The following is a 20516-nucleotide window of genomic DNA, read 5'->3' as shown; positions in this document are numbered from 1 at the left end:
GGTGACCTTTATCGGGTCGGCCCTGTCGAACGGGGCGACCCAACGACTGGACAAACAATGAGCCCGACACAAAACTCGCTTAAGGTTGCCGACCGCTACCTGCTGAACCCCTACGATCTGGGCCATCCGGAACTCGAAAAAGTGTTCAGCAAGCTGCTGACCCACCGGCTCGACTATGCCGACCTGTATTTCCAGTATCACCGTTCCGAAGGCTGGAGCCTCGAGGAAGGCATCGTCAAGTCCGGCAGCTTCAACATCGAGCAGGGCGTCGGGGTGCGCGCGATCTGCGGCGAGAAGACCGCTTTCGCCTACTCCGACGACATTTCGCTGCCGGCGCTGACGGCAGCTGCCGAAGCGACGCGGGCGATCGCCGATGCCGGCGGCCAGCGCAGCGTCGCGGTCCGGCCGCACGCCGGCGTGCCGCGCCTGTACCGCAGCGACGATCCGCTTGCGTCGCTCGACGACACCGCCAAGGTGAAGCTGCTCGAACGGCTCGAACGCTTCGCACGCGACGAAGACCCGCGCGTCACGCAGGTGATGGCGCACATCTCCGGCTCGTGGGAAGTCGTCATGGTGATGCGCAGCGACGGTCACATGGCGGCCGACGTGCGTCCGCTGGTGCGGGTTTCGGTCACCGTGATCATGGAAGACAACGGCGACCGCGAGCAAGGCAGCGGCGGCGGTGGCGGACGCTTCGACTACGGTTATTTCGACGACGATCGGCTGCGCGAATACGCAGTCGCGGCGGTGCATCAGGCGCGCACGAATCTCGGCGCCGCGCCGGCCCCGGCCGGTACGATGAGCGTCGTGCTGGGGCCGGGCTGGCCCGGCATCCTGCTGCACGAGGCGATCGGCCACGGCCTCGAAGGCGACTTCAACCGCAAGGGCAGTTCCGCGTTCTCCGGACGCATCGGGCAGCAGGTCGCGGCGAAAGGCGTCACGGTCGTCGACGACGGCACGTTGCCGGATCGCCGCGGCTCGCTGACGATCGACGACGAGGGCACCCCGACCGAATGCACGGTGCTGATCGAGGACGGCATCCTCACCGGCTACATGCAGGACACGATGAACGCGCGCCTGATGGGCGTGAAGCCGACCGGCAACGGCCGGCGCGAGTCGTTCGCCCACCTGCCGCTGCCGCGCATGACGAACACCTACATGCTGAACGGCGACAGGTCGCATGAGGAGATCATCAAGTCGGTGAAAAAAGGCCTGTACGCAGCCAATTTCGGCGGTGGGCAGGTCGACATCACGTCGGGCAAGTTCGTCTTCTCGACCGCGGAGGCTTACTTGATCGAGAACGGCAAGGTCACGCGTCCGGTCAAGGGCGCGACGCTGATCGGCAACGGCCCGGATGCACTGACGCGGGTATCGATGATCGGCAACGACATGGCCCTGGATCCGGGCGTCGGTACGTGCGGGAAGGATGGCCAGAGCGTGCCGGTCGGCGTGGGGCAGCCGACGCTGCGCCTCGATGGCTTGACCGTCGGCGGGACCGGCTGAAGATCACCCGCGCCTCTGCGTCCCTAGTGGTGGGGTGCGTAGGCGGCGCCCGACGGCCTTGCCGCCTGCGCGCGTTCGGCAGGTCTGTTCAGGGTTCGGCGACCTCGATCGTGTTCTCCACTTGGCGCACGCCGCGCACCGCCATCGCGTTGCGCTGTGCGCGGTCCCGCTGCGCGGCGGTGGTGACGACGCCGGCGAGCGTCACTTGCCCCCCATCTGCGAACACCGCGATATGGGTCTGCTGCAGCGTTGGGTCGGCGACAAGCGCGCTCTTGACGTCGCGCTGCAGCCCGCGGTCGCGTTCGTTCGGCGGCGCGGCTGCGGAAGCCATGTGCGCTGCCCGGGCGGGGGTGGGGGCGATGCAGAAAGCGATTGCAGTGGTAGTGAGCACGGAGGCAATAGTCTTCCGTCTGATCATGCGCGGGCTCCTTGTGCAATAAACAGGCTGAAAAGGCGAAGGCCGGATCCCTCGCCTTGTAGCAGACTTCATGCCGGTTGCCGAATGGCCGTTTCGATCAACGGGTTGCGTAACGAGGGAGGGGGAAGGATGTGTGTCCGCCTGCTGCCCGGCCGCATTTTGTCGGGCAGGGGCGACCAAAACGCGGGGTCCGACGCAAGACCTTGTATCGAAGGCGTTATTGCTGTCGTTCGCGGGCGACAATTCCCCCATCGCGGAACAGGCTCGGCGTCAGCGCATGCCGTTGCAGCAAGCGGTAGAACTCGGTGCGGTTGCGATCCGCGAGCCGCGCCGCGTCCGAAACATTGCCGTCGGTGAGTTTGAGGAGCTGGATGAGGTAGTTGCGTTCGAAGCGCTGCTTCGCTTCCGCATAGCTCAGCGCTTCGATGCTCGGTACGCGCAGCGCCCGCTCGACCAGTGCGAGCGGGATCAGGGACGTCGTCGCGAGCGCGCAGGCCTGTTCGACGACGTTCTGCAGCTGGCGGATATTTCCCGGCCATGCCGCGGTCGCGAGCGCTTCCATCGCTTCGGGGGCGAAACCGCGCAGTCGTTTGTGGTATTTGCGCCCGATCACCTCAAGGAAATGGTTGGCGAGCAGCGGGATGTCCTCGCGGCGCTGGTCGAGCGTCGGCAAGGTCAGGCTGACGACGTTGAGCCGGTAGAAGAGGTCTTCGCGGAACTGCCCTTCGGCCAGCGCGAGCTCCAGGTCGCGGTGCGTCGCGGAGATGATCCGCACGTCGATCGGCTCGGCGCGGCTCGCGCCGACAGGACGCACGGCACGTTCCTGCAGCACGCGCAACAGCTTCACCTGCAGCGCGAGCGGCATGTCGCCGATCTCGTCGAGAAACACCGTGCCGCGATGGGCGGTGAGGAAAAGCCCGGTGTTGGCCGTTGCCGCGCCGGTGAAAGCGCCTTTGACGTGGCCGAAGAGTTCCGACTCGAGCAACTGTTCCGGAATCGCGCCGCAGTTGATCGCGACAAACGGCGCGTTCGCGCGGCTGCTGATGCGATGGATTGCACGCGCGAGCAATTCCTTGCCGGTGCCGCTGTCGCCGCGAATGAGGATGCTCGCATCGGACGCGGCGACGAGACGGGCTTCGTCGAGGACAGTCGCCATGCGGTTGCTGTGGCTGATGATTTCATCGCGCCAGTCGCCGTCGTCGGCGTCGTCCCCGACGTGCATCGGACCGCCGACCTGCAGCGCCTGCGCGATCTTCTCGAGCAGCGCCTGGCTGTCGAAAGGTTTTGTCAGATAGCCGAAGACGCCGCGGGAAGTCGCTTCGACGGCGTCGGGAATGCTGCCGTGCGCGGTGAGCAGGATCACCGGCAGCACGGGGCAGGTGCGCCGGATTTCCTCGAACAGCGCGAGTCCGTCGCGGTCCGGCAGGCGCACGTCGCTGACGACCAGGCTGAAGCGTTCGACCGCGATGCGTCCGAGCGCCGCCTCCGCCGTCTCGGCGGTGCTGACGCGGTAGCCGCTCGCGTGCAGGCGCAACGACAGCAGCTTGAGCAGGTCGGTGTCGTCGTCGACGAGCAGCAGATGGGCGCCGCCAGTGGGGGCAGGGCTGTGAGTGGCTTTCATCGCGTGATCCTCCGTTCCGGCGGGGGCGGCGGTGCCGCATGGGCCGCCGGGCGCTCCGGCAGCGTGCGTTCGATCTCGGTCAGCGCTTCGATCTTTTCCTCGAGCTGTCGGGCATGCCGGCGGCTTTCCTTGAGATGCTGGCCGGTGTGTTCGAGTTGCCGGGTGAGGGATCGCGCCGCCGTCTCGAGACGGCGCTGCTCGGCAAATTGATCGGCAAGCAGGCGCGCCAGCGGACGCAACGCGACCGCTTCGGGCCGAGCTGAGGCCTCGACGACTTCCAGCAGCGCCAGCGCGCGCGGAACATTGCTTCCCGGCGGGCGGGCGAGCGCGATCGCCTGGAGCAGCTGATTCAGCGGGTCGCTCCCGCCGACTGCCAGGGCGTCGCGTTCCCGTTCCAGCTCGGCCGGCCCGAGCTTGCGGACGAAATGGTAGTACTCGATCGCGCTCTCGACTGCGCGCTCGTCGCCGCCCGACCCCGGCGCAGCCAGATTTGCGCACGCTCCGAGCAGGCCGGCAGTCAGCACCGCGAAGAACGTCTTTCCGACGCACCACCGGCGTCGGGCCGCAGAAACTGCCGGACCTGACGAGGCGAAGCGAGCGGTTTCGCTTTCAGCTTTCATTGGGCAGCGCAATCCTGAAATGAGCGCCTGCCGAGGTCCGCAGCAGCTCGATTTTCCCGCCATGGGCGTGGACGAATTCGCGCACGATCGAAAGGCCCAGACCGCTGCCATGGCGCGGCATCGCAGGTTGCCGACTACCCTGGTAGAAAGGTTCGAAAATGCGCTCGGACTCGTTTTCAGGCACGCCGGGGCCCTCATCGATGCAGTCGATCCTCACCCCGCGCAGCTCGCATGCGATTTTCAGTCGCACTTCCCCGCCTGGCGGACTGAACGAAATCGCGTTCGCGACCAGGTTCGCTAACGCGATTCGCAGCTTGTCCGGGTCGGCAGTCAATGGCGGGACATTCGTGTTCACGTCGATATCGACGTGGAGATTCCGGCTCTGTATCTGCAATTGCTGTTCCGCGACCACCGACTCGAGCAACGGACGCAATGCCACTTTCCGGCGCTTGAGCCTGCGCGCGTCGAACACCGCCGCGTTGTAGCCCAGCAATCCTTCGATGCGTAGCTGCAGCGCACGGCTATTGTGTTCGAGAATGCCTACCACTTCGTGCTGCCCTGGCGTGAGCTCGCCGACGACGCCGTCCTTGAGCAGCGCGATGCCTTCGCGCAAGGATGCGAGCGGAGTTTTCAGCTCGTGCGAGACATGGCGCAGTACTCGCGTACGGTTGGCCTCCAGGTCCGCGAGGCGCACTCGCAGCCAGTCCAGTCGCCGCCCGACCCGGCGCAGGTCGGCCGGCCCGCCGATGATCACCGGTTCGTCGAAGCGACTCTCGCCGAGCGCTTCGATCGCGCCTTCGACCCTGTTCAGCGGACGCAGCACCCACCACCCGGTGAGTGCGGCGAGCAGGAAGGCCGCCGCCACTGCCACCAGCAGATGCCACGCCAGCTGTTCCCTATTGCCGTCGAGCTCGTCGAGCAGCCGTTTCGACTCCGCCTCGAGCTGCAGACGGAGTTCCGCGGCGAGCTGCTCGTTGAGGGTCGGCAACTCGCCCAGCGCCTGGAGAACGGCGTCCGCTCCCGCGCGAGCGTTCAACGCGGCCGCGGCGCGGTCGGCGGCGTCGCTCCACTGGTTGACGAGCCCTTGCGATTTCGCGCTGCCGAGCCCCCCGATCCATACCAGCGCCGTCATCGAGTCGTCGCGCGCCTGCTCGAACCGCTCGAGCAGTACGGGATCGCCGAGAACCAGAAACTGGCGCGCACTGCGTTCCAAATCCACCGTGCGCTCGCCCAGTTCCTGGAGTGCACTGGAAAAGCCGAGCGCGTGCTTCGCGCCTTCGCGGCTGCGCGCCGCGAAGTCTTCCAGCGTCAGCAGTCCGCCGAGCGCGGCGGTGCCGAGGATCGCGGCGATGAGCAGAAAGCTCGCAAGCAGCGTGGAACTGAAGGACAGGCGAGACATGGACGGCCGGCGAATGGCGCGAAGTCCGGCGTCGCAGTTTAGTGTGAGGCTTCACTCGCGGTCCGTAAGGAAATGCAAACTGGCGCTTTTCGGCTACACCTTTGTCGCTTCATGGCGACATTAAGAAACATATTTAATTCAATAGCTTGTTATTTTTGTCCCTACAATGCGTCGCTAAGAGACGACACGAGAGCGCAAAAAATCTCGTGTACTGTTCCAGCTTATATTTCCAGGAACATGAATATAAAAGACTAAATCCGCCTGGCCTGGATTTTGCGTTCGCGCCCCTGTCGTCCGACGCGAATTCACCCCAGGAGAGATCATGTTCAGCAAATCCCCAGTGTTCCCGAAAGCTGCCGATCCACAGGCCGCACGCGGACCGCGTATCGGGCCGGGCAATTTCGCAACCGCTCAACCGGCGGGGCCGGTCAACAGTTCCAACGCTTCTGCCGAGACACCCGCAAACGCACGCGATGTCGCGACGAACAGCATGGGAGGGACTGCCACTTCGGCCGCCGTTCCTCGCGCGAGTGAAGCTGCGGAGGATGCGGGCTACGCTTCCGGCAGCCGCCTCATCGTCGGGCCCGAGGTCAAGCTCAAAGGCGCGGAGATTCTGGATTGCGACACGCTGATCGTCGAAGGCCGCGTCGAAGCGACGATGGACAGCCGCGTCATCCGCATCGCCGAAAGCGGCTCGTTTGCCGGGACGGTCGGGATCGACATTGCGGAAATCCGCGGCCGATTCGAAGGCGAACTCACTGCGCGCACCCAACTCGTGATCCACGCGACGGGTCGTGTCAGCGGCAAGATTCGCTACGGCAAGATCCTGATCGAGGAAGGCGGCGAGCTGTCCGGCGACGTGCAGTCGCTGGCTTCGGCGAAGGAGGCGGGGAGAGCCGTGCCGCGCGAGGAATCGATGCCGAAAGTCGCAGTCGTCGGCGCGGGCTGACGACTGTCGTGTCGTAGCGACACGCGCTGCGACGCGGCTCGCCGCCCGTCGGTCGCCTCGCGCGCGCCGCTTTCGGTTCAGTTCGCGCGGCTTGTGCGGTCGTCCGAGGCGAGCCGCAGCGGCGAGTAGCTCCAGTGCTTCTCCCATGCGGCGCGTACCAGGTTCGGGTACTCGGGCTTGCCGAGACTGCCGTTGTAGCGGCCCAGCGCGCGGTACAGGTCGCCTTTTTCGATGTCGAGGTAGTGGCGCAGGATCGTGCAGCCGTAGCGCAGGTTCGTGCGCAGATGGAAGAGATTGTCTTCCGGCAGGCCGATCGTCTTGATCCAGAACGGCATCACCTGCATGAAACCGCGCGCGCCGGCGCTCGACACCGCGTATTTGCGGAACGCGCTCTCGACCTGGATCAGGCCGAGCACGAGTTGCGGATCGAGCCCTGCCCGCGTCGCTTCGTAGTGCACCGCGGTCAGCAATTCTTCCCGGTAAGGACGGTCCGGGATGCGTTTGTCGAGCCGGCGCGACATGTCCTGCAGCCAGCGTACCCGCTCCCCCTCGTTCGCAATCAGGAGTTCCGGCGCGCCCGCGTCGCTGACTGCCGCATGCAGCGCCGAGCGCACGCTCGCCGCCATCGGTTCGTACTGCTGGCGCCCGGCGGGCGCCGTGCCGGGAGCTGCGAGCAGAACGACACTCAGCACGAGGCCGCACGCGGCCTTCATGCCGCCGCTGTCGGCGCTCCTCACGCCGTGGGCTGGAGCTTCGAGCCGACGAAAGTCGCGAGTTCGGCAAGCGGAATTTTCGCCGCCTCGGCGTCGCGCCGCCCCTGATATTCGGCTATCCCTTCCTTCAGTCCGCGATCGCCGATGACGACGCGATGCGGAACGCCGATCAGTTCCCAGTCGGCGAACATCACGCCCGGACGCTCGTCGCGGTCGTCGAGGATCACATCGATGCCGCCGGCGCGCAGCATTTCGTAAAGCTTCGTCGCTTCGTCGCGTACCGCTTCGGACTTGCCCCAGCCGACCGGGCAGACGACGACGCGGAACGGTGCGATCGCGTCCGGCCAGACGATGCCGCGCGCGTCGTGGTTCTGCTCGATCGCCGCACCGAGGATGCGCGTGACGCCGATGCCATAGCAGCCCATTTCGAAATGCTTCGGCTTGCCGTTCTCGTCGAGGAAAGTCGCGTTCATCGACTGCGAGTATTTGGTGCCGAGGTAGAAAACGTGGCCGACTTCGATGCCGCGCTGGATCGCGAGCGGTCCCATGCCGTCCGGGCTCGGGTCGCCTTCGACGACGTTGCGCAGGTCGGCGACGAGAGCGGGCTCCGGCAGGTCGCGGCCCCAGTTCGTACCGGTCAGGTGGAAGTCGGCTTCATTGGCGCCGCAGATGAAGTCGGCCATGTTCGCGACAGTGCGGTCGGCGACGACCTTGACGGAGGGATTCACGCCCACGGGCCCGAGGTAGCCGGTCTTGCAGCCGAAGCGCTCGGTGATCTCGGTTTCCGTCGCGAAGCGGAACCCGGCTTTCAGGCCGGGGATTTTGCCCGCCTTGACTTCGTTCAGTTCGTGATCGCCGCGCACGAGCAGCAGCCACAGCGTGACGCCGGCGGGCTTGCCGGCGTCGTCGACGTCATCGGTCGCGAGGACCAGCGATTTCACCGTCGTCTCGAGCGGCGCGCCGAGCAGCTCCGCGACCTCTGCGCAGGTCGTCCTGCCCGGGGTGGGAGTCTTTTCGAGCGCCCGGGTCGGCGCCGCGCGGGTCGCCAGCAACGGCAGCGCTTCGGCCAGTTCGATGTTGGCCGCGTAGGTGGACCCGGGGCAGTAGACGATTGCATCCTCGCCGGTGTCGGCGATGACCTGGAACTCATGCGAGCGATCCCCGCCGATCGCCCCGGTGTCCGCTGCGACAGCCCGGTACGTCAGGCCGAGCCGGTCGAAAATGCGGCAGTAGGCGGCGTACATCGCGTCGTAGCTGCGGCCCGCGGCGGCCGCGTCGCGGTCGAACGAATACGCATCCTTCATCGTGAACTCGCGACCGCGCATCACGCCGAAGCGCGGCCGGCGCTCGTCGCGGAACTTCGTCTGGATCTGGTAGAAGTTCTTCGGCAACTGGCGATAGCTCTTCAATTCCTGACGAGCGATATCGGTGACCACTTCCTCGGACGTGGGCTGCAGCGCGAAGTCGCGCTGGTGCCTATCCTTGAAGCGCAGCATCTCGGCGCCCATCTGTTCCCAGCGGCCGGTTTCGTCCCACAGTTCGGCCGGCTGAACGAGCGGCATCGCCAGTTCGAGCGCACCGGCGCGGTTCATTTCCTCGCGCACGATGTCCTCGACCTTGCGGATCACGCGCAGGCCGATGGGAAGGTAACTGTAGATGCCGGCTGCGACTTTGCGGATGAAGCCCGCGCGCAGCATCAGTTTCTGGCTGACGACTTCGGCGTCCGACGGGGCTTCCTTGAGGGTCGAGATGAAATACTGGCTGGCGCGCATGCTGGATCCGGGAGTGGGGCTGGTGAGCAAAGACGCGATTTTACCGTGTCGACGACCGATATGCAGATCGTGGTATGCCGCCCGCGCTGCTGCCTGGCGGTCGCGAAGCTGTGGAACGGGAACGCTTCCGGTGGTGCGCCTTTCCAAGCCTCTGTAAATGTGGAAAAATTGTGACAGTTCTTGAATTGAAGGTTTGATCATGCTCGATCGTGAAGGCTATCGCCCGAACGTCGGCATCATTCTGGTCAACACGCGCAATGAGGTTTTCTGGGGCAAGCGGATCCGTGAGCATTCGTGGCAGTTCCCGCAAGGTGGCATCAAGCACGGCGAAACGCCGGAGCAGGCCATGTTCCGTGAACTGTTCGAGGAAGTGGGTCTGCGTCCCGAGCATGTGAAGATTCTCGGCCGCACGCGTGGTTGGTTGCGGTACGACGTTCCGAAGCACTGGATCAAACGGGAATGGCGCAATACCTACCGGGGACAGAAGCAAATCTGGTTTCTGTTGCGTTTGGTGGGGCGTGATTCCGACGTCTGTCTGCGAGCCAGCACTCATCCGGAGTTCGATGCCTGGCGCTGGAGTGACTATTGGGTGCCGCTGGAAGCCGTGATTGAGTTCAAGCGGCAGGTGTACCAGCAGGCGTTGTTCGAACTGTCGAAGACCTTGTTCCGGACGCGGCCGCGGGATCCACCCGAGGCCTACAAGGCGCTGGCCGAAGCACGTGAGCCTTGAACGCCGTTCCTCGTTGCCCCGCCTGCCGGTGTTCGGCATGCGGGGCATTTTCTTTCGGCGCGCTGATCCTCTTTCCGAATTCCACCGCCTCGCAACGATGAACTCGCCGGACCCGATCGGGTCGAAGGGATGCGTCCGAGCCGTTCGGCCGCGGCCTGGGCCAACCTTGCGGGATATGAAAAAGATGGGCTTGCGGCAGGCCGATAAGACCAATGGCATGATGTCGGCACGCTTGTCAAAATTCTGCAGTGGGAGGTGTCCATGAACCGGGAATTCGATCCGCTTCCGCAAGCGCGCCTTGCGGGCCTGCATTGCGAAGTCGCGAGAACCGATAACAACCGCCGAGTCTCCCGCAACTCCCCGGCGATCGAGGTCATGACCGACCTGACGAGAATTCCCGCGGCGACGATCGCCGGCGAAACCTCGCTGGCCGATGCCAACCGCGCGATGATCCTGCGCGGCGTGCGCCTGTTGCTCGTGACCGATTCGCGTCACCAGGTGATGGGGGTGATTTCGGTCGCCGACCTGCTGGGCGAAGGCCCGGTGCGGACCGCGCAGGAACGCGGCATTCGGGTCGGGGAACTGACCGTCCATTCCGTCATGACGCCACTCGAGCGCACCGAGGCGGTCGAGCTCGGTGAGGTCATGCGCGCGGACGTCGGGCACGTCCTCGCGACGCTGAAACGCTCCGGTCGGCAGCATGCTCTGGTACTGGAACGCTCCGAGGGCGGACGGGGCCTGATCCGGGGGATTTTCTCGGCATCCCAGATCGCGCGCCAGCTCGGGGAACCCCAGCCGGTCAGCACCGAGATCGCACGGAATTTCGCCGAAATCGAAGCGGCAATCTCCGCCTGAAACCTTAGCCCGGCTCCCAGGGTATCTGATCGCGCTTTCCCCTGCGCTGAAAGGCCGAAGACGAGACCGGGCAAGCGCACACGAAGCTCTTCGAAAACCTCGAGCCGCAGCGGGCCTCGCACCGGTCGGCCGAGGGTACGTGAGGCTGGTTTTTGCTTTTTCGATTGCCGACGACGGTCCGGAACGCGACAATGCCGAAAGAACCTCTGTGCTGCATTTCCTCCGAATCCAGTTGCTGCCGGGCAGGATGCAGTCGGTAAAGGCCGGTGGAGCGTGCGCCATCGGGATCGATCATGCGGCGCCCTCTGCCCCGGTGGATACGCTGCCCGAGAGGATTCTTTTGTCCCTGTCCGGAGACCTGCAAGCTTGAAACCGTTCCAAACCGTCGTCCAAGCGGGGGTGGCAGCTCTCGTGTTCTTTTCCGGCGCTGTTTGCGCCGGTCTTTTCAGCGATCCGGATCCGAACTGGAAGGAAGGCCACTACGAGTTGCCCGCGCCGCCGCTTCCCTCCGCGTTGCATGAATTCCCCGTCGATGTGACTTCGCGCAACCGTTTTCTGCTCGATGAGCATAGCCTGACAGTGGGCGAGGACGGCGTCGTGCGCTACGTACTCGTAGTGCGCACGGCGGGCGGCGCCGAGAACGTCACTTTCGAAGGCATTCACTGCGAGGTGGCGGGGTGGCGCATCTACGCGGTCGGCCGCGACGGGGGCGAGTGGGCAGTGGCGCGCGACGCCGGCTGGCAGCCGATCGTCGACACCGCGTATAACCGTCCGCGTGCAGCGTTGGCGAAAGAATATTTCTGCGACGGAGTGGTTCCGCCCCGGGACGCCCGCGAAGTGCTGCGGCGCCTGCGCGGCAGGGAGCCGGCATTGAAATGACCGATATTCAGAGGTGTTCATGATCGACGAAGCGATTGTCCAGTTCGACAAGGCTTTGCGCACGCTATTCGCGCCCGCGCGCAGCGTGCGCCCGACCCCCGGCGCCGACATGCCCGAAACGCATTTCGGCGATCGGGATCGACAGCATGTCGCGGCCCTGATGCGCGTCAATCACAGCGGCGAGATCTGCGCTCAGGCGCTGTACCAGGGGCAGTCGATGAGCGCGGGCGATCTCGATGTCAAACGCGAACTCGCGCGGGCCTCGGACGAGGAAACCGAGCACCTGGCGTGGACCGAGCAGCGGATTTCCGAACTCGGCGGGCGCAAGAGCCTGTTGAATCCGTTATGGTACGGCGGGTCGCTGGCGCTGGGGCTGCTGGCCGGGAGGCTTGGCGACCGGTGGAATCTCGGCTTCCTGGCCGAAACCGAGCGCCAGGTTGAAGCGCATCTCGGCAGCCATCTGGAGCGTTTGCCCCCCGAGGACCGCAAGTCCCGTGAAATTCTCGAGCAGATGAAGGCGGATGAGGCGCATCACGCCGACGTCGCGCTCGCCCTCGGGGCTCACGAACTGCCTGCGCCCTTCAGGGGAGCGATGAGGTTGATGGCGCGGGTAATGACGGCGACCGCTTACCGGATATAGCGAGAAAACCCTGCGCGGCGCTTACAGACAGCGCCGTCACTCGCACTCGACGATATCCCATTCGTGCACCAGCTCGGCAGTCTTGCCGAGCATGATCGACGCCGAGCAATATTTCTCTGCGGAGAGGTGGATCGCGCGCTCCACCGCGTCGGCCTTCAACCCTTTGCCTCGCACCGTGTAGTGAAAAGTGATGCGGGTGAACACTTTCGGGTCTGCTTCCGCTCGCTCGCTCGATAGCTTCACTTCGCAGCCGCGAACATCCTGGCGGCTGCGTTTCAGGATCAATACGACGTCAAACGCCGTGCATCCGCCAGCACCGGCAAGCATCATTTCCATCGGCCGCGGGGCAAGATTGCGGCCGCCTGCTTCCGGTGCGCCATCCATCGCCACGACGTGACCGGTGCCGGTCTCCGCGAGGAAAGTCATTCCATCGACCCACTTGATCGTGCATTCCATCATCTACTCCGTTGTCCGCTCGATGAGCGAGGGAACCTCTGGGCGAGGCGGAGCGGCATTTTACCGGACGGCAATTCCATACGGCCAACCCGACGCGAGATGGGCCGTGTCCAGACGTTCTATTGCGGCGCACTAATGCATCTGAAAGGCATAATATCGTGTCACGAAGCGGCGGATGCCTACTGGTCAGGGTGGCTTGTTAAATTGATCAATATTAATAGTTTGTGTATGCATAAACTACTTTTATAGTGGAATCAAAACATTTATAGTGCAATGCACAATAAAAGCTTGTGACGGGGGGCGGGTTTCAGGATAATCGCGTTTAGTCGGATCGAGATGGTGTGGCGATCCAAGCAGTGTCTCCTCCACCCTCCTCCTTTGGTGTGGATTTAACGCAGTCCTCAAGGGCTGCGTTTTTTTTGCCTCTTCTTCGGTGGCAGGGTTGGGCCAGCCCAAATTTGACTTCCCGCCAGGGTTGCTGGTACCATCACGAGCTTTCCGTTTATTGGCCTTCGCCCTAGGCCGGACAAGATCGAGGATTCGAATGAAAACGTTTTCTGCCAAGCCGCACGAAGTCAAGCGCGACTGGTTTGTTGTCGACGCGTCGGACAAGGTGCTTGGCCGGCTTGCCGCCGAAGTGGCCCGTCGCCTCCGTGGCAAGCACAAGGCCATTTACACGCCGCACGTCGATACGGGTGACTTCATCGTCGTCGTCAATGTCGAAAAGCTGCGGGTGACCGGCAACAAGGCGCTCGACAAGAAGTATTACCGTCATACTGGCTATCCGGGCGGAATCTACGAAACCAACTTCACCAAGCTGCAGCAGCGCTTTCCCGAGCGCGTGCTGGAAAAGGCGGTGAAGGGCATGCTGCCGAAAGGGCCGCTGGGTTACGCCATGCTGAAGAAGCTGAAGTGCTACGCGGGTGGCGAACATCCGCATTCCGCTCAGCAGCCCCAAGTTCTCGAGATCTGACAGGAGCCGATCAATGGCTGTGAGTTACAACTACGGCACCGGCCGCCGCAAAACTGCGGTTGCCCGTGTGTTCATCAAGCCGGGTTCCGGCAACATCGTCGTCAACGGCAAGCCCGTCGACGAATTCTTTTCGCGCGAAACGGGTCGCATGATCGTGCGTCAGCCGCTCGTGCTGACCGAAAACGACAGCCGCTTCGACATCATGGTCAATGTGACCGGCGGCGGTGAGTCGGGTCAGGCCGGCGCCGTTCGCCACGGCATTACCCGAGCGCTGATCGAATATGATGCAGAGCTCAAGCCCGTGCTGCGCAAGGCCGGCTTCGTGACTCGTGATGCTCGCGAAGTCGAACGGAAGAAGGTCGGTTTCCGCAAGGCGCGTCGCCGCAAGCAGTTCTCGAAGCGCTGATATTTCGTATCCGCGTACAGAAAAGCCGCCCTTCGAGGCGGCTTTTCTCGTTTTGAATTCAAGATCAACTGCTGCGAGTGCGATAATTCATCGCTCGGGAAGGCAGTCACGGCAAGGAGAGGGCATGATCAAGATTGGTGTGGTCGGTGGAACGGGATACACCGGAGTGGAACTATTGAGGCTGCTTGCCCGCCACCCTCAAGCGAACCTGGTGGCGATAACCTCGCGCGGCGACGCCGGTTTGCCCGTTTGCGAAATGTTTCCGAGTCTGCGCGGCCGTGTCGATCTCCGCTTCGTGACTCCACAGGATGCGGCGCTCGACCGGTGCGACGTAGTCTTCTTCGCGACGCCCAACGGGATCGCAATGCAGCAGGCGAGAGAACTCGTCGACGCCGGCGTGCGGCTGATTGATCTGGCGGCGGATTTCCGTATCCGTGACGTTGCCGAATGGGAAAAGTGGTACGGGATGAAGCATGCTTCGCCGGAGCTGGTGGCCGAAGCGGTCTACGGTTTGCCCGAGCGGAACCGCGAGCGCATTCGTTCGGCCCGCGTACTGGCTAATCCGGGTTGCTACCCGACGGCGGTCCAACTGGGCTTTCTGCCGTTGGTCGAATCCGGGGTGGTGGACCTGTCGCATTTGATCGCGGACGTGAAATCCGGTGTCTCGGGGGCGGGACGCAAGGCGGAAGTGCACACCTTGTTTGCCGAGGCGGCCGACAACTTCAAAGCTTACGCCGTGGCGGGCCACCGGCATCTTCCCGAGATTCGTCAAGGACTCGAGGCGATGGCCGGGCAAAACGTCGGCCTCACCTTCGTTCCACATTTGACGCCGATGATCCGGGGCATCCATGCGACGCTTTACGCCAGGCTTTCGACGGAAGTGAATGTGCAGAAGCTGTTTGAAGAGCGGTATCAGGACGAGCTCTTTGTCGATGTTCTGCCCGCAGGCAGCCATCCGGAAACCCGTTCCGTGAGGGCAAGCAACCTTTGCCGCGTGGCCGTGCATCGGCCGCAAGGCAGCGACGTCGTCGTGGTCCTGTCGGTCATCGATAATCTCGTCAAGGGTGCGGCCGGGCAAGCCGTCCAGTGCATGAACATCATGTTTGAACTGGATGAGTCGCTCGGGCTCGATATCGTTCCGGTGTCCCCGTAAGGGAACTATCGGATCGACCGGCGATCGGACTTTGACGATAATGCTTCCCGTGGCGCATCATGTGCCAGTGTTCTGATAGAGGAGAAAATATGGACAGCGTAGTTGATACCCCAGAACTGATGGTCTTCACGGACAGTGCGGCCACGAAGGTCAAGGAACTGATTGAGGAGGAGGGCAACCCCGAGCTGAAGCTGCGCGTTTTTGTGAGCGGCGGCGGATGTTCCGGTTTCCAGTACGGTTTCACGTTCGATGAGGAAGTGAACGAGGACGACACTGCCTTCGAAAAAAATGGCGTGACTTTGCTGGTCGATCCGATGAGCTACCAGTATCTGGTAGGGGCCGAGATCGATTACAGCGAGGGACTGGAAGGGTCCCAGTTCGTCATTCGCAATCCGAACGCGACAAGCACTTGCGGCTGCGGTTCTTCGTTTTCTGCGTGAGCGAAAGACATCTGCGGATTTGTCCTTGCAGGGCGAAGCGGAAACGGGGTGCTGGTGCACCCCGTTTTCTTTTCAGCCTTCCTGTACCGGAAAGCTCAATCCGCTTGAGCCACCACTGTTCGGTTCAACAGCGCCAATCGTTGCAGCAGGGGGGCAGTCTGGCTCTTGAATGCAGCGAGCGCGGTGGGTCCCAGGGGCTGGACGGTCGGTAGCGCAATCTTCATCGGATCGTGGGCGATGTTGTTTACGCGGATTTCGTAGTGCAGGTGCGGACCGGTCGCCCAGCCCGTGGACCCTACATAGCCGATCAGATCGCCCTGCCTGATTTTGGCGCCTTTGCGAAGACTGCCGGCAAAGCCGTTCAGGTGCGCGTAGGCAGTGGAGTAGCGGTCGCGGTGTTGCAAGATAACGATGTTGCCGTAACCGTTCTGCCTGCCTACATAGTTTACAACGCCGTCGGAAGCCGCCTTCACGGGCGTGCCGGTGGGCGCTGCGAAGTCCACGCCATTGTGGCTGCGCCAACTCCGGTGAATGGGGTGCAGGCGTCGCCCGAAAGTGGACGAGATCCTGGAGAACTCAAGAGGGTATCTTAGGTACGCCTGATTCAGCCCGCGACCCTCGGGCGTGTAGTACGCCTCGCTCCCATCCGCATCGCGATGGAGTACCACAGCGAACTTTTTCCCTTGGTTGACGAACTCGGCCGCGAGCACTCGTCCACTACCCGCAGGAGCCCCCTTGTCGTAAATCGTCTCGTAGACGACGCTGAATTGGTCGCCTGCACGCAGATCCGAGCTGAAATCGATCTCGGTGCCAAAAATCTCGGCAAGCTTTGTCGCAACGCTGTCGGGAACTCCTGCCGAATCCGTCGCACCGAAAAGCGTGTGACGGATCGTTCCGGAACGCATTTCGACGTGGGTATCCAGCACAGGGTCAGCTTGACTGCGAGAGCGGATCCCCTCCGGAGTGCGCTCGATCGTGAAGCGTGAATCGCCTCTCGCGACTGGCAAAGTCAGGGAAACGAGCTTTCCGTGGCCGTCAACGAGCGCCAATACGGAGCGTCCTGCGCGCAACTGGCGAATAGCGCTTCGGCTTTCGGGATCCCCGGACAGGAAATCGAGTGCTTCCTGGTCATCGATCTTGAGACGGCGAAAGAGCGCCTGAATCGTATCGCCCGGCTGCACCCGTTCGTCGAAAACGAAGGGGATGGGTGCGCTGGCGCTAGGCTGCGCGGTAACGGAACCAAGCTCCTCGATGACCGCTTGCACCGGGAACGGGGGCACGGCATCGCCGGGAACCACTGCAGTGGCCGCGACGACGCTCAGAAGCGAGGTGCCCACCAGAGTTCCGAGCACCCATCGCCGGCGACCCGAAGGGAGATGGTGGAACAGTTCGGCTAGAATCGTGTTTTTTTGTGCCTGCATGGGAAACACTGGGCAAAAACTTGCGCGAGTGTAGCAAAGTTTTTCTGGCTGCCCTAACGAATGGAGAAATGCATGACTGACGTACAGGCAGCCCTGGAGCTGATTAAGCGGGGAGCTGAAGAGTTACTGATCGAGGCCGAACTTGTCGAAAAACTCAAATCGGATCGCCCTCTGCGCGTGAAGGCGGGTTTCGACCCGACAGCGCCCGATCTGCACCTGGGGCACACCGTGTTGCTCAACAAGTTGCGGCACTTTCAGGAGCTGGGCCATCAGGTGATGTTTCTGGTCGGTGACTTTACCGCAATGATCGGTGATCCATCCGGGAAGAACGCCACTCGGCCGCCCTTATCGCGTGAGCAGATCCTCGAAAATGCACGCACGTATCAGGAGCAAGTGTTCAAGATTCTCGATCCGGACAAGACCGAGATCTGTTTCAACTCCTCGTGGATGGAGTCTCTCGGGACGGCGGGGATGATTCGCCTGGCATCACGGTACACGGTGGCGCGCATGCTGGAGCGGGACGATTTCGCAAAGCGCTATGCGGGAGGGCAGGCGATCGCGATCCACGAGTTTCTGTACCCTCTGTGTCAAGGCTACGACTCGGTGGCAATGCGGGCCGATGTCGAGCTCGGGGGGACCGACCAGAAATTCAATCTGCTGGTCGGTAGAGAGCTTCAGAAGCATGAGCGACAGGCGCCTCAGTGCGTCCTTATGATGCCGCTGCTGGAGGGGCTCGACGGCGTTAACAAGATGTCGAAGTCGCTGGGCAACTACATAGGTATCACGGAAGCGCCCCGCGAAATTTTCGGCAAGGTCATGTCCATCTCCGATAGTTTGATGTGGCGCTATTTCGACTTGCTATCCTTTCGTCCGGCCGGCGAAATCGCGCACTATCGTGTCGAGGTCGAAGGCGGGCGTAATCCGCGCGAACTGAAGGTGCTGTTGGCGCAGGAGCTCGTGGCCCGGTTCCACAGCCGTGCTGCTGCAGACGATGCCCTCGCTGATTTCGAAGCCCGATTCCAACGGGGGGCATTGCCAGACGACATGCCTGAAGTGAATGTCACGGTCGGGGAGGGTGGTTTGCCGGTGTTCCAGGTCGTCAAGCAGGCAGGACTGACTGGAAGTACCTCGGAAGCACTGCGTATGATCGAGCAGGGCGCGGTTCGACTGAACGGGGAGCGAGTCGAGGACAAGGGTCTTGTACTTCAGCGCGATCAAACGGTTGTTCTGCAGGTCGGGAAACGGAAGTTCGCGTCTGTTGTGCTGAATTGATGAGAATTCTTTCGCGATCAAGCAACTGCGTTGCGCTAATGGAGGTTGGGCGGATCGTTTCAACAACAGGTTGACTGCCTGTTGGATGTGTCTATAATTCGGCCCTCTTCGCGGCACCGGACGGTTGGGAAGTCGGGTGCGAGGCGCGGTGGCGGCAGAGGAAGGGTTGCCGGGGGTGAGGAAAGCGCCCGGCGGGGGTTGACGGCAGCAGCGAAGTCGGTCAGAATCTCTTTCTCGCTGCAACGGCAGCGGTTCTTTAAAAAGTTGAACAACCGATAAGTGTGGGTACTGGGTTGCTGCGGTGGTCGAATCGCCTTCGGGTGGATTCGGCATTGCAAAGATTGAGTGCTCACGGAAGTCAGTAGAGATTCTTTGAGTACTTTGTTGGATTGAACTTAAGAGTTTGATCCTGGCTCAGATTGAACGCTGGCGGCATGCTTTACACATGCAAGTCGAACGGCAGCGGGGGCTTCGGCCTGCCGGCGAGTGGCGAACGGGTGAGTAATGCATCGGAACGTACCCAGTCGTGGGGGATAACTACGCGAAAGCGTAGCTAATACCGCATACGCCCTGAGGGGGAAAGCGGGGGACCTTCGGGCCTCGCGCGATTGGAGCGGCTGATGTCGGATTAGCTAGTTGGTGGGGTAAAGGCCTACCAAGGCGACGATCCGTAGCTGGTCTGAGAGGATGATCAGCCACACTGGGACTGAGACACGGCCCAGACTCCTACGGGAGGCAGCAGTGGGGAATTTTGGACAATGGGCGCAAGCCTGATCCAGCCATGCCGCGTGAGTGAAGAAGGCCTTCGGGTTGTAAAGCTCTTTCAGACGGAAAGAAATCGCGCGGGTCAATAGCCTGCGTGGATGACGGTACTGTCAGAAGAAGCACCGGCTAACTACGTGCCAGCAGCCGCGGTAATACGTAGGGTGCGAGCGTTAATCGGAATTACTGGGCGTAAAGCGTGCGCAGGCGGTTGTGTAAGACAGGTGTGAAATCCCCGGGCTTAACCTGGGAACTGCGCTTGTGACTGCACGGCTAGAGTACGGCAGAGGGGGGTGGAATTCCACGTGTAGCAGTGAAATGCGTAGATATGTGGAGGAACACCGATGGCGAAGGCAGCCCCCTGGGCCGATACTGACGCTCATGCACGAAAGCGTGGGGAGCAAACAGGATTAGATACCCTGGTAGTCCACGCCCTAAACGATGTCGACTAGTTGTTCGGGAAGGTAACTTCCTGAGTAACGCAGCTAACGCGTGAAGTCGACCGCCTGGGGAGTACGGCCGCAAGGTTAAAACTCAAAGGAATTGACGGGGACCCGCACAAGCGGTGGATGATGTGGATTAATTCGATGCAACGCGAAAAACCTTACCTACCCTTGACATGCCTGGAATCCTCGAGAGATCGAGGAGTGCCTTCGGGAGCCAGGACACAGGTGCTGCATGGCTGTCGTCAGCTCGTGTCGTGAGATGTTGGGTTAAGTCCCGCAACGAGCGCAACCCTTGTCGCTAATTGCCATCATTAGGTTGGGCACTTTAGCGAGACTGCCGGTGACAAACCGGAGGAAGGTGGGGATGACGTCAAGTCCTCATGGCCCTTATGGGTAGGGCTTCACACGTCATACAATGGTCGGTACAGAGGGTTGCCAAGCCGCGAGGTGGAGCCAATCCCACAAAGCCGATCGTAGTCCGGATCGTAGTCTGCAACTCGACTACGTGAAGTCGGAATCGCTAGTAATCGCAGATCAGCATGCTGCGGTGAATACGTTCCCGGGTCTTGTACACACCGCCCGTCACACCATGGGAGTGGGTTTCACCAGAAGTAGGTAGCTTAACCTTTCGGGGAGGGCGCTTACCACGGTGAGATTCATGACTGGGGTGAAGTCGTAACAAGGTAGCCGTATCGGAAGGTGCGGCTGGATCACCTCCTTTCAAGAGAAGACGGCCGCGGCGGCCGCAGTATCCACAACTTATCGGTTGTTCAGGCAACGAGCGCCTCGCAGGCATGAGGGTCTGTAGCTCAGCTGGTTAGAGCACCGTCTTGATAAGGCGGGGGTCGTTGGTTCGAACCCAACCAGACCCACCACCGCCGCAGGACAGGGGGGGATTAGCTCAGCTGGGAGAGCACCTGCTTTGCAAGCAGGGGGTCGACGGTTCGATCCCGTCATCCTCCACCACCGCCTCATCGGGTGGGCTCGAGAGTAGGGCTAAGCAGTGCGCACGGACGGTGCGTAGTGCTTAGGCCTAGTGCCAGTGTTCTTTAACAAAGTGGAAGAAGTAAAGTGTGCGACAGTGGGCC

Annotated in this window: 20 protein-coding genes, 2 tRNA genes and 1 rRNA gene; 15 read left to right on the top strand and 8 right to left on the bottom strand. The window is 62.3% G+C overall.

Features of this window, described 5'->3' with window-relative positions; translation table 11 throughout:
- Positions 1-57: 57 nt before the first annotated feature.
- The gene (tldD, locus tag PA01_03735) at positions 58-1503 is read left to right on the top strand and encodes a metalloprotease TldD (protein KON80849.1); all 1446 of its coding nucleotides are present in this window, start codon (positions 58-60) and stop codon (positions 1501-1503) included.
- A gap of 88 nt (positions 1504-1591) precedes the next feature.
- Here tldD and PA01_03730 read toward each other — a convergent pair whose 3' ends face one another.
- The 4 genes from PA01_03730 to PA01_03715 form a co-directional block, all read right to left on the bottom strand.
- Complete coding sequence (locus PA01_03730) at positions 1592-1921, bottom strand: BON domain-containing protein (GenBank protein KON80848.1); 330 nt, start codon at positions 1919-1921, stop codon at positions 1592-1594.
- A gap of 217 nt (positions 1922-2138) precedes the next feature.
- Entirely contained in the window at positions 2139-3542 is a 1404-nt protein-coding gene (locus tag PA01_03725) for a sigma 54-interacting transcriptional regulator (protein KON80847.1), read from the bottom strand.
- Positions 3539-4162, bottom strand: a complete 624-nt coding sequence (locus PA01_03720; protein KON82284.2) for a permease — start codon at positions 4160-4162, stop codon at positions 3539-3541. Before PA01_03720 ends, PA01_03725 begins: the two co-directional genes overlap by 4 nt.
- Entirely contained in the window at positions 4152-5561 is a 1410-nt protein-coding gene (locus tag PA01_03715; protein ID KON80846.1) for an ATP-binding protein, read from the bottom strand. Before PA01_03715 ends, PA01_03720 begins: the two co-directional genes overlap by 11 nt.
- A gap of 322 nt (positions 5562-5883) precedes the next feature.
- Here PA01_03715 and PA01_03710 point away from each other — a divergent pair, with 322 nt between their 5' ends.
- Positions 5884-6510, top strand: coding sequence for a polymer-forming cytoskeletal protein (locus PA01_03710; protein KON80845.1), 627 nt, complete (start codon positions 5884-5886; stop codon positions 6508-6510).
- Between the two features lie 77 nt (positions 6511-6587).
- On the opposite strand, the gene PA01_03705 is transcribed toward PA01_03710, so the two are convergent.
- Entirely contained in the window at positions 6588-7223 is a 636-nt protein-coding gene (locus PA01_03705; protein KON80844.1) for a transglycosylase SLT domain-containing protein, read from the bottom strand.
- Between the two features lie 20 nt (positions 7224-7243).
- Positions 7244-8995, bottom strand: coding sequence for a proline--tRNA ligase (locus tag PA01_03700; protein ID KON80843.1), 1752 nt, complete (start codon positions 8993-8995; stop codon positions 7244-7246).
- 199 nt (positions 8996-9194) lie between these two features.
- Here PA01_03700 and PA01_03695 point away from each other — a divergent pair, with 199 nt between their 5' ends.
- The 5 genes from PA01_03695 to coq7 all read left to right on the top strand — a co-directional run bounded on the left by PA01_03695 (position 9195) and on the right by coq7 (position 12099).
- The gene (locus PA01_03695) at positions 9195-9725 is read left to right on the top strand and encodes an RNA pyrophosphohydrolase (GenBank protein ID KON80842.1); all 531 of its coding nucleotides are present in this window, start codon (positions 9195-9197) and stop codon (positions 9723-9725) included.
- 261 nt (positions 9726-9986) lie between these two features.
- Positions 9987-10580 carry a CBS domain-containing protein gene (locus PA01_03690; protein KON80841.1) on the top strand — a complete coding sequence of 198 codons (594 nt, stop codon included), beginning with the start codon at positions 9987-9989 and terminating at the stop codon, positions 10578-10580.
- A gap of 139 nt (positions 10581-10719) precedes the next feature.
- Positions 10720-10950, top strand: coding sequence for a DUF3501 family protein (locus PA01_03685; protein ID KAI5913025.1), 231 nt, complete (start codon positions 10720-10722; stop codon positions 10948-10950).
- Positions 10947-11459 carry a CNP1-like family protein gene (locus PA01_03680; GenBank protein ID KON80840.1) on the top strand — a complete coding sequence of 171 codons (513 nt, stop codon included), beginning with the start codon at positions 10947-10949 and terminating at the stop codon, positions 11457-11459. Before PA01_03685 ends, PA01_03680 begins: the two co-directional genes overlap by 4 nt.
- 19 nt (positions 11460-11478) lie before the next feature.
- Positions 11479-12099 (top strand): 2-polyprenyl-3-methyl-6-methoxy-1,4-benzoquinone monooxygenase, encoded by a 621-nt coding sequence (gene coq7 / locus PA01_03675; GenBank protein ID KON82283.1) that lies wholly within the window; start codon positions 11479-11481, stop codon positions 12097-12099.
- A 36-nt stretch (positions 12100-12135) separates the two neighbouring features.
- Here the strand turns inward: coq7 and PA01_03670 are convergent, their stop codons facing one another.
- A complete protein-coding gene (locus tag PA01_03670) occupies positions 12136-12555 on the bottom strand; it encodes an OsmC family protein (GenBank protein ID KON80839.1) in 420 nt (139 codons plus the stop codon).
- A 544-nt stretch (positions 12556-13099) separates the two neighbouring features.
- On the opposite strand from PA01_03670, the gene rplM reads away from it, so the two are divergent.
- The 4 genes from rplM to erpA all read left to right on the top strand — a co-directional run bounded on the left by rplM (position 13100) and on the right by erpA (position 15527).
- Positions 13100-13528, top strand: a complete 429-nt coding sequence (gene rplM / locus PA01_03665; protein KON80838.1) for a 50S ribosomal protein L13 — start codon at positions 13100-13102, stop codon at positions 13526-13528.
- A gap of 13 nt (positions 13529-13541) precedes the next feature.
- Entirely contained in the window at positions 13542-13934 is a 393-nt protein-coding gene (gene rpsI, locus PA01_03660; protein ID KON80837.1) for a 30S ribosomal protein S9, read from the top strand.
- A gap of 124 nt (positions 13935-14058) precedes the next feature.
- Entirely contained in the window at positions 14059-15087 is a 1029-nt protein-coding gene (gene argC / locus PA01_03655) for an N-acetyl-gamma-glutamyl-phosphate reductase (protein KON80836.1), read from the top strand.
- Between the two features lie 89 nt (positions 15088-15176).
- Entirely contained in the window at positions 15177-15527 is a 351-nt protein-coding gene (erpA, locus tag PA01_03650) for an iron-sulfur cluster insertion protein ErpA (GenBank protein KON80835.1), read from the top strand.
- Between the two features lie 95 nt (positions 15528-15622).
- Here erpA and PA01_03645 read toward each other — a convergent pair whose 3' ends face one another.
- Positions 15623-16948, bottom strand: coding sequence for a M23 family metallopeptidase (locus tag PA01_03645; GenBank protein ID KON80834.1), 1326 nt, complete (start codon positions 16946-16948; stop codon positions 15623-15625).
- 72 nt (positions 16949-17020) lie between these two features.
- Between PA01_03645 and tyrS the strand changes: the two genes are divergently transcribed.
- From tyrS to PA01_03625, 4 genes are all read left to right on the top strand, one after another.
- Positions 17021-18220, top strand: a complete 1200-nt coding sequence (gene tyrS / locus PA01_03640; GenBank protein ID KON80833.1) for a tyrosine--tRNA ligase — start codon at positions 17021-17023, stop codon at positions 18218-18220.
- Positions 18221-18611: 391 nt separating this feature from the next.
- Positions 18612-20149 (top strand): 16S ribosomal RNA (locus PA01_03635).
- Between the two features lie 77 nt (positions 20150-20226).
- A tRNA-Ile gene (locus PA01_03630) sits at positions 20227-20303 on the top strand.
- Positions 20304-20318: 15 nt separating this feature from the next.
- Positions 20319-20394: transfer RNA gene (locus tag PA01_03625), tRNA-Ala, on the top strand.
- The last annotated feature ends 122 nt before the right edge of the window (positions 20395-20516 follow it).

Origin of the sequence: Azoarcus sp. PA01 (genome assembly GCA_001274695.2) — a bacterium.
Taxonomy (GTDB): Bacteria; Pseudomonadota; Gammaproteobacteria; order Burkholderiales; family Rhodocyclaceae; genus Aromatoleum.
This window is presented reverse-complemented; position numbering and strand designations above follow the sequence as displayed.

What these genes read in the sequence shown, in the direction of transcription:
- tldD (KON80849.1), top strand. Translation starts at nt 58, where the DNA reads ATGAGCCCGACACAAAACTCGCTTAAGGTTGCCGACCGCTACCTGCTG.
- PA01_03695 (KON80842.1), top strand. Translation starts at nt 9,195, where the DNA reads ATGCTCGATCGTGAAGGCTATCGCCCGAACGTCGGCATCATTCTGGTC.
- rplM (KON80838.1), top strand. Translation starts at nt 13,100, where the DNA reads ATGAAAACGTTTTCTGCCAAGCCGCACGAAGTCAAGCGCGACTGGTTT.
- rpsI (KON80837.1), top strand. Translation starts at nt 13,542, where the DNA reads ATGGCTGTGAGTTACAACTACGGCACCGGCCGCCGCAAAACTGCGGTT.
- PA01_03700 (KON80843.1), bottom strand. Translation starts at nt 8,995, where the DNA reads ATGCGCGCCAGCCAGTATTTCATCTCGACCCTCAAGGAAGCCCCGTCG.
- PA01_03705 (KON80844.1), bottom strand. Translation starts at nt 7,223, where the DNA reads ATGAAGGCCGCGTGCGGCCTCGTGCTGAGTGTCGTTCTGCTCGCAGCT.
- PA01_03730 (KON80848.1), bottom strand. Translation starts at nt 1,921, where the DNA reads ATGATCAGACGGAAGACTATTGCCTCCGTGCTCACTACCACTGCAATC.
- coq7 (KON82283.1), top strand. Translation starts at nt 11,479, where the DNA reads ATGATCGACGAAGCGATTGTCCAGTTCGACAAGGCTTTGCGCACGCTA.
- PA01_03715 (KON80846.1), bottom strand. Translation starts at nt 5,561, where the DNA reads ATGTCTCGCCTGTCCTTCAGTTCCACGCTGCTTGCGAGCTTTCTGCTC.
- PA01_03725 (KON80847.1), bottom strand. Translation starts at nt 3,542, where the DNA reads ATGAAAGCCACTCACAGCCCTGCCCCCACTGGCGGCGCCCATCTGCTG.
- PA01_03670 (KON80839.1), bottom strand. Translation starts at nt 12,555, where the DNA reads ATGGAATGCACGATCAAGTGGGTCGATGGAATGACTTTCCTCGCGGAG.
- erpA (KON80835.1), top strand. Translation starts at nt 15,177, where the DNA reads ATGGACAGCGTAGTTGATACCCCAGAACTGATGGTCTTCACGGACAGT.
- PA01_03645 (KON80834.1), bottom strand. Translation starts at nt 16,948, where the DNA reads ATGCAGGCACAAAAAAACACGATTCTAGCCGAACTGTTCCACCATCTC.
- argC (KON80836.1), top strand. Translation starts at nt 14,059, where the DNA reads ATGATCAAGATTGGTGTGGTCGGTGGAACGGGATACACCGGAGTGGAA.
- tyrS (KON80833.1), top strand. Translation starts at nt 17,021, where the DNA reads ATGACTGACGTACAGGCAGCCCTGGAGCTGATTAAGCGGGGAGCTGAA.
- PA01_03720 (KON82284.2), bottom strand. Translation starts at nt 4,162, where the DNA reads ATGAAAGCTGAAAGCGAAACCGCTCGCTTCGCCTCGTCAGGTCCGGCA.
- PA01_03690 (KON80841.1), top strand. Translation starts at nt 9,987, where the DNA reads ATGAACCGGGAATTCGATCCGCTTCCGCAAGCGCGCCTTGCGGGCCTG.
- PA01_03710 (KON80845.1), top strand. Translation starts at nt 5,884, where the DNA reads ATGTTCAGCAAATCCCCAGTGTTCCCGAAAGCTGCCGATCCACAGGCC.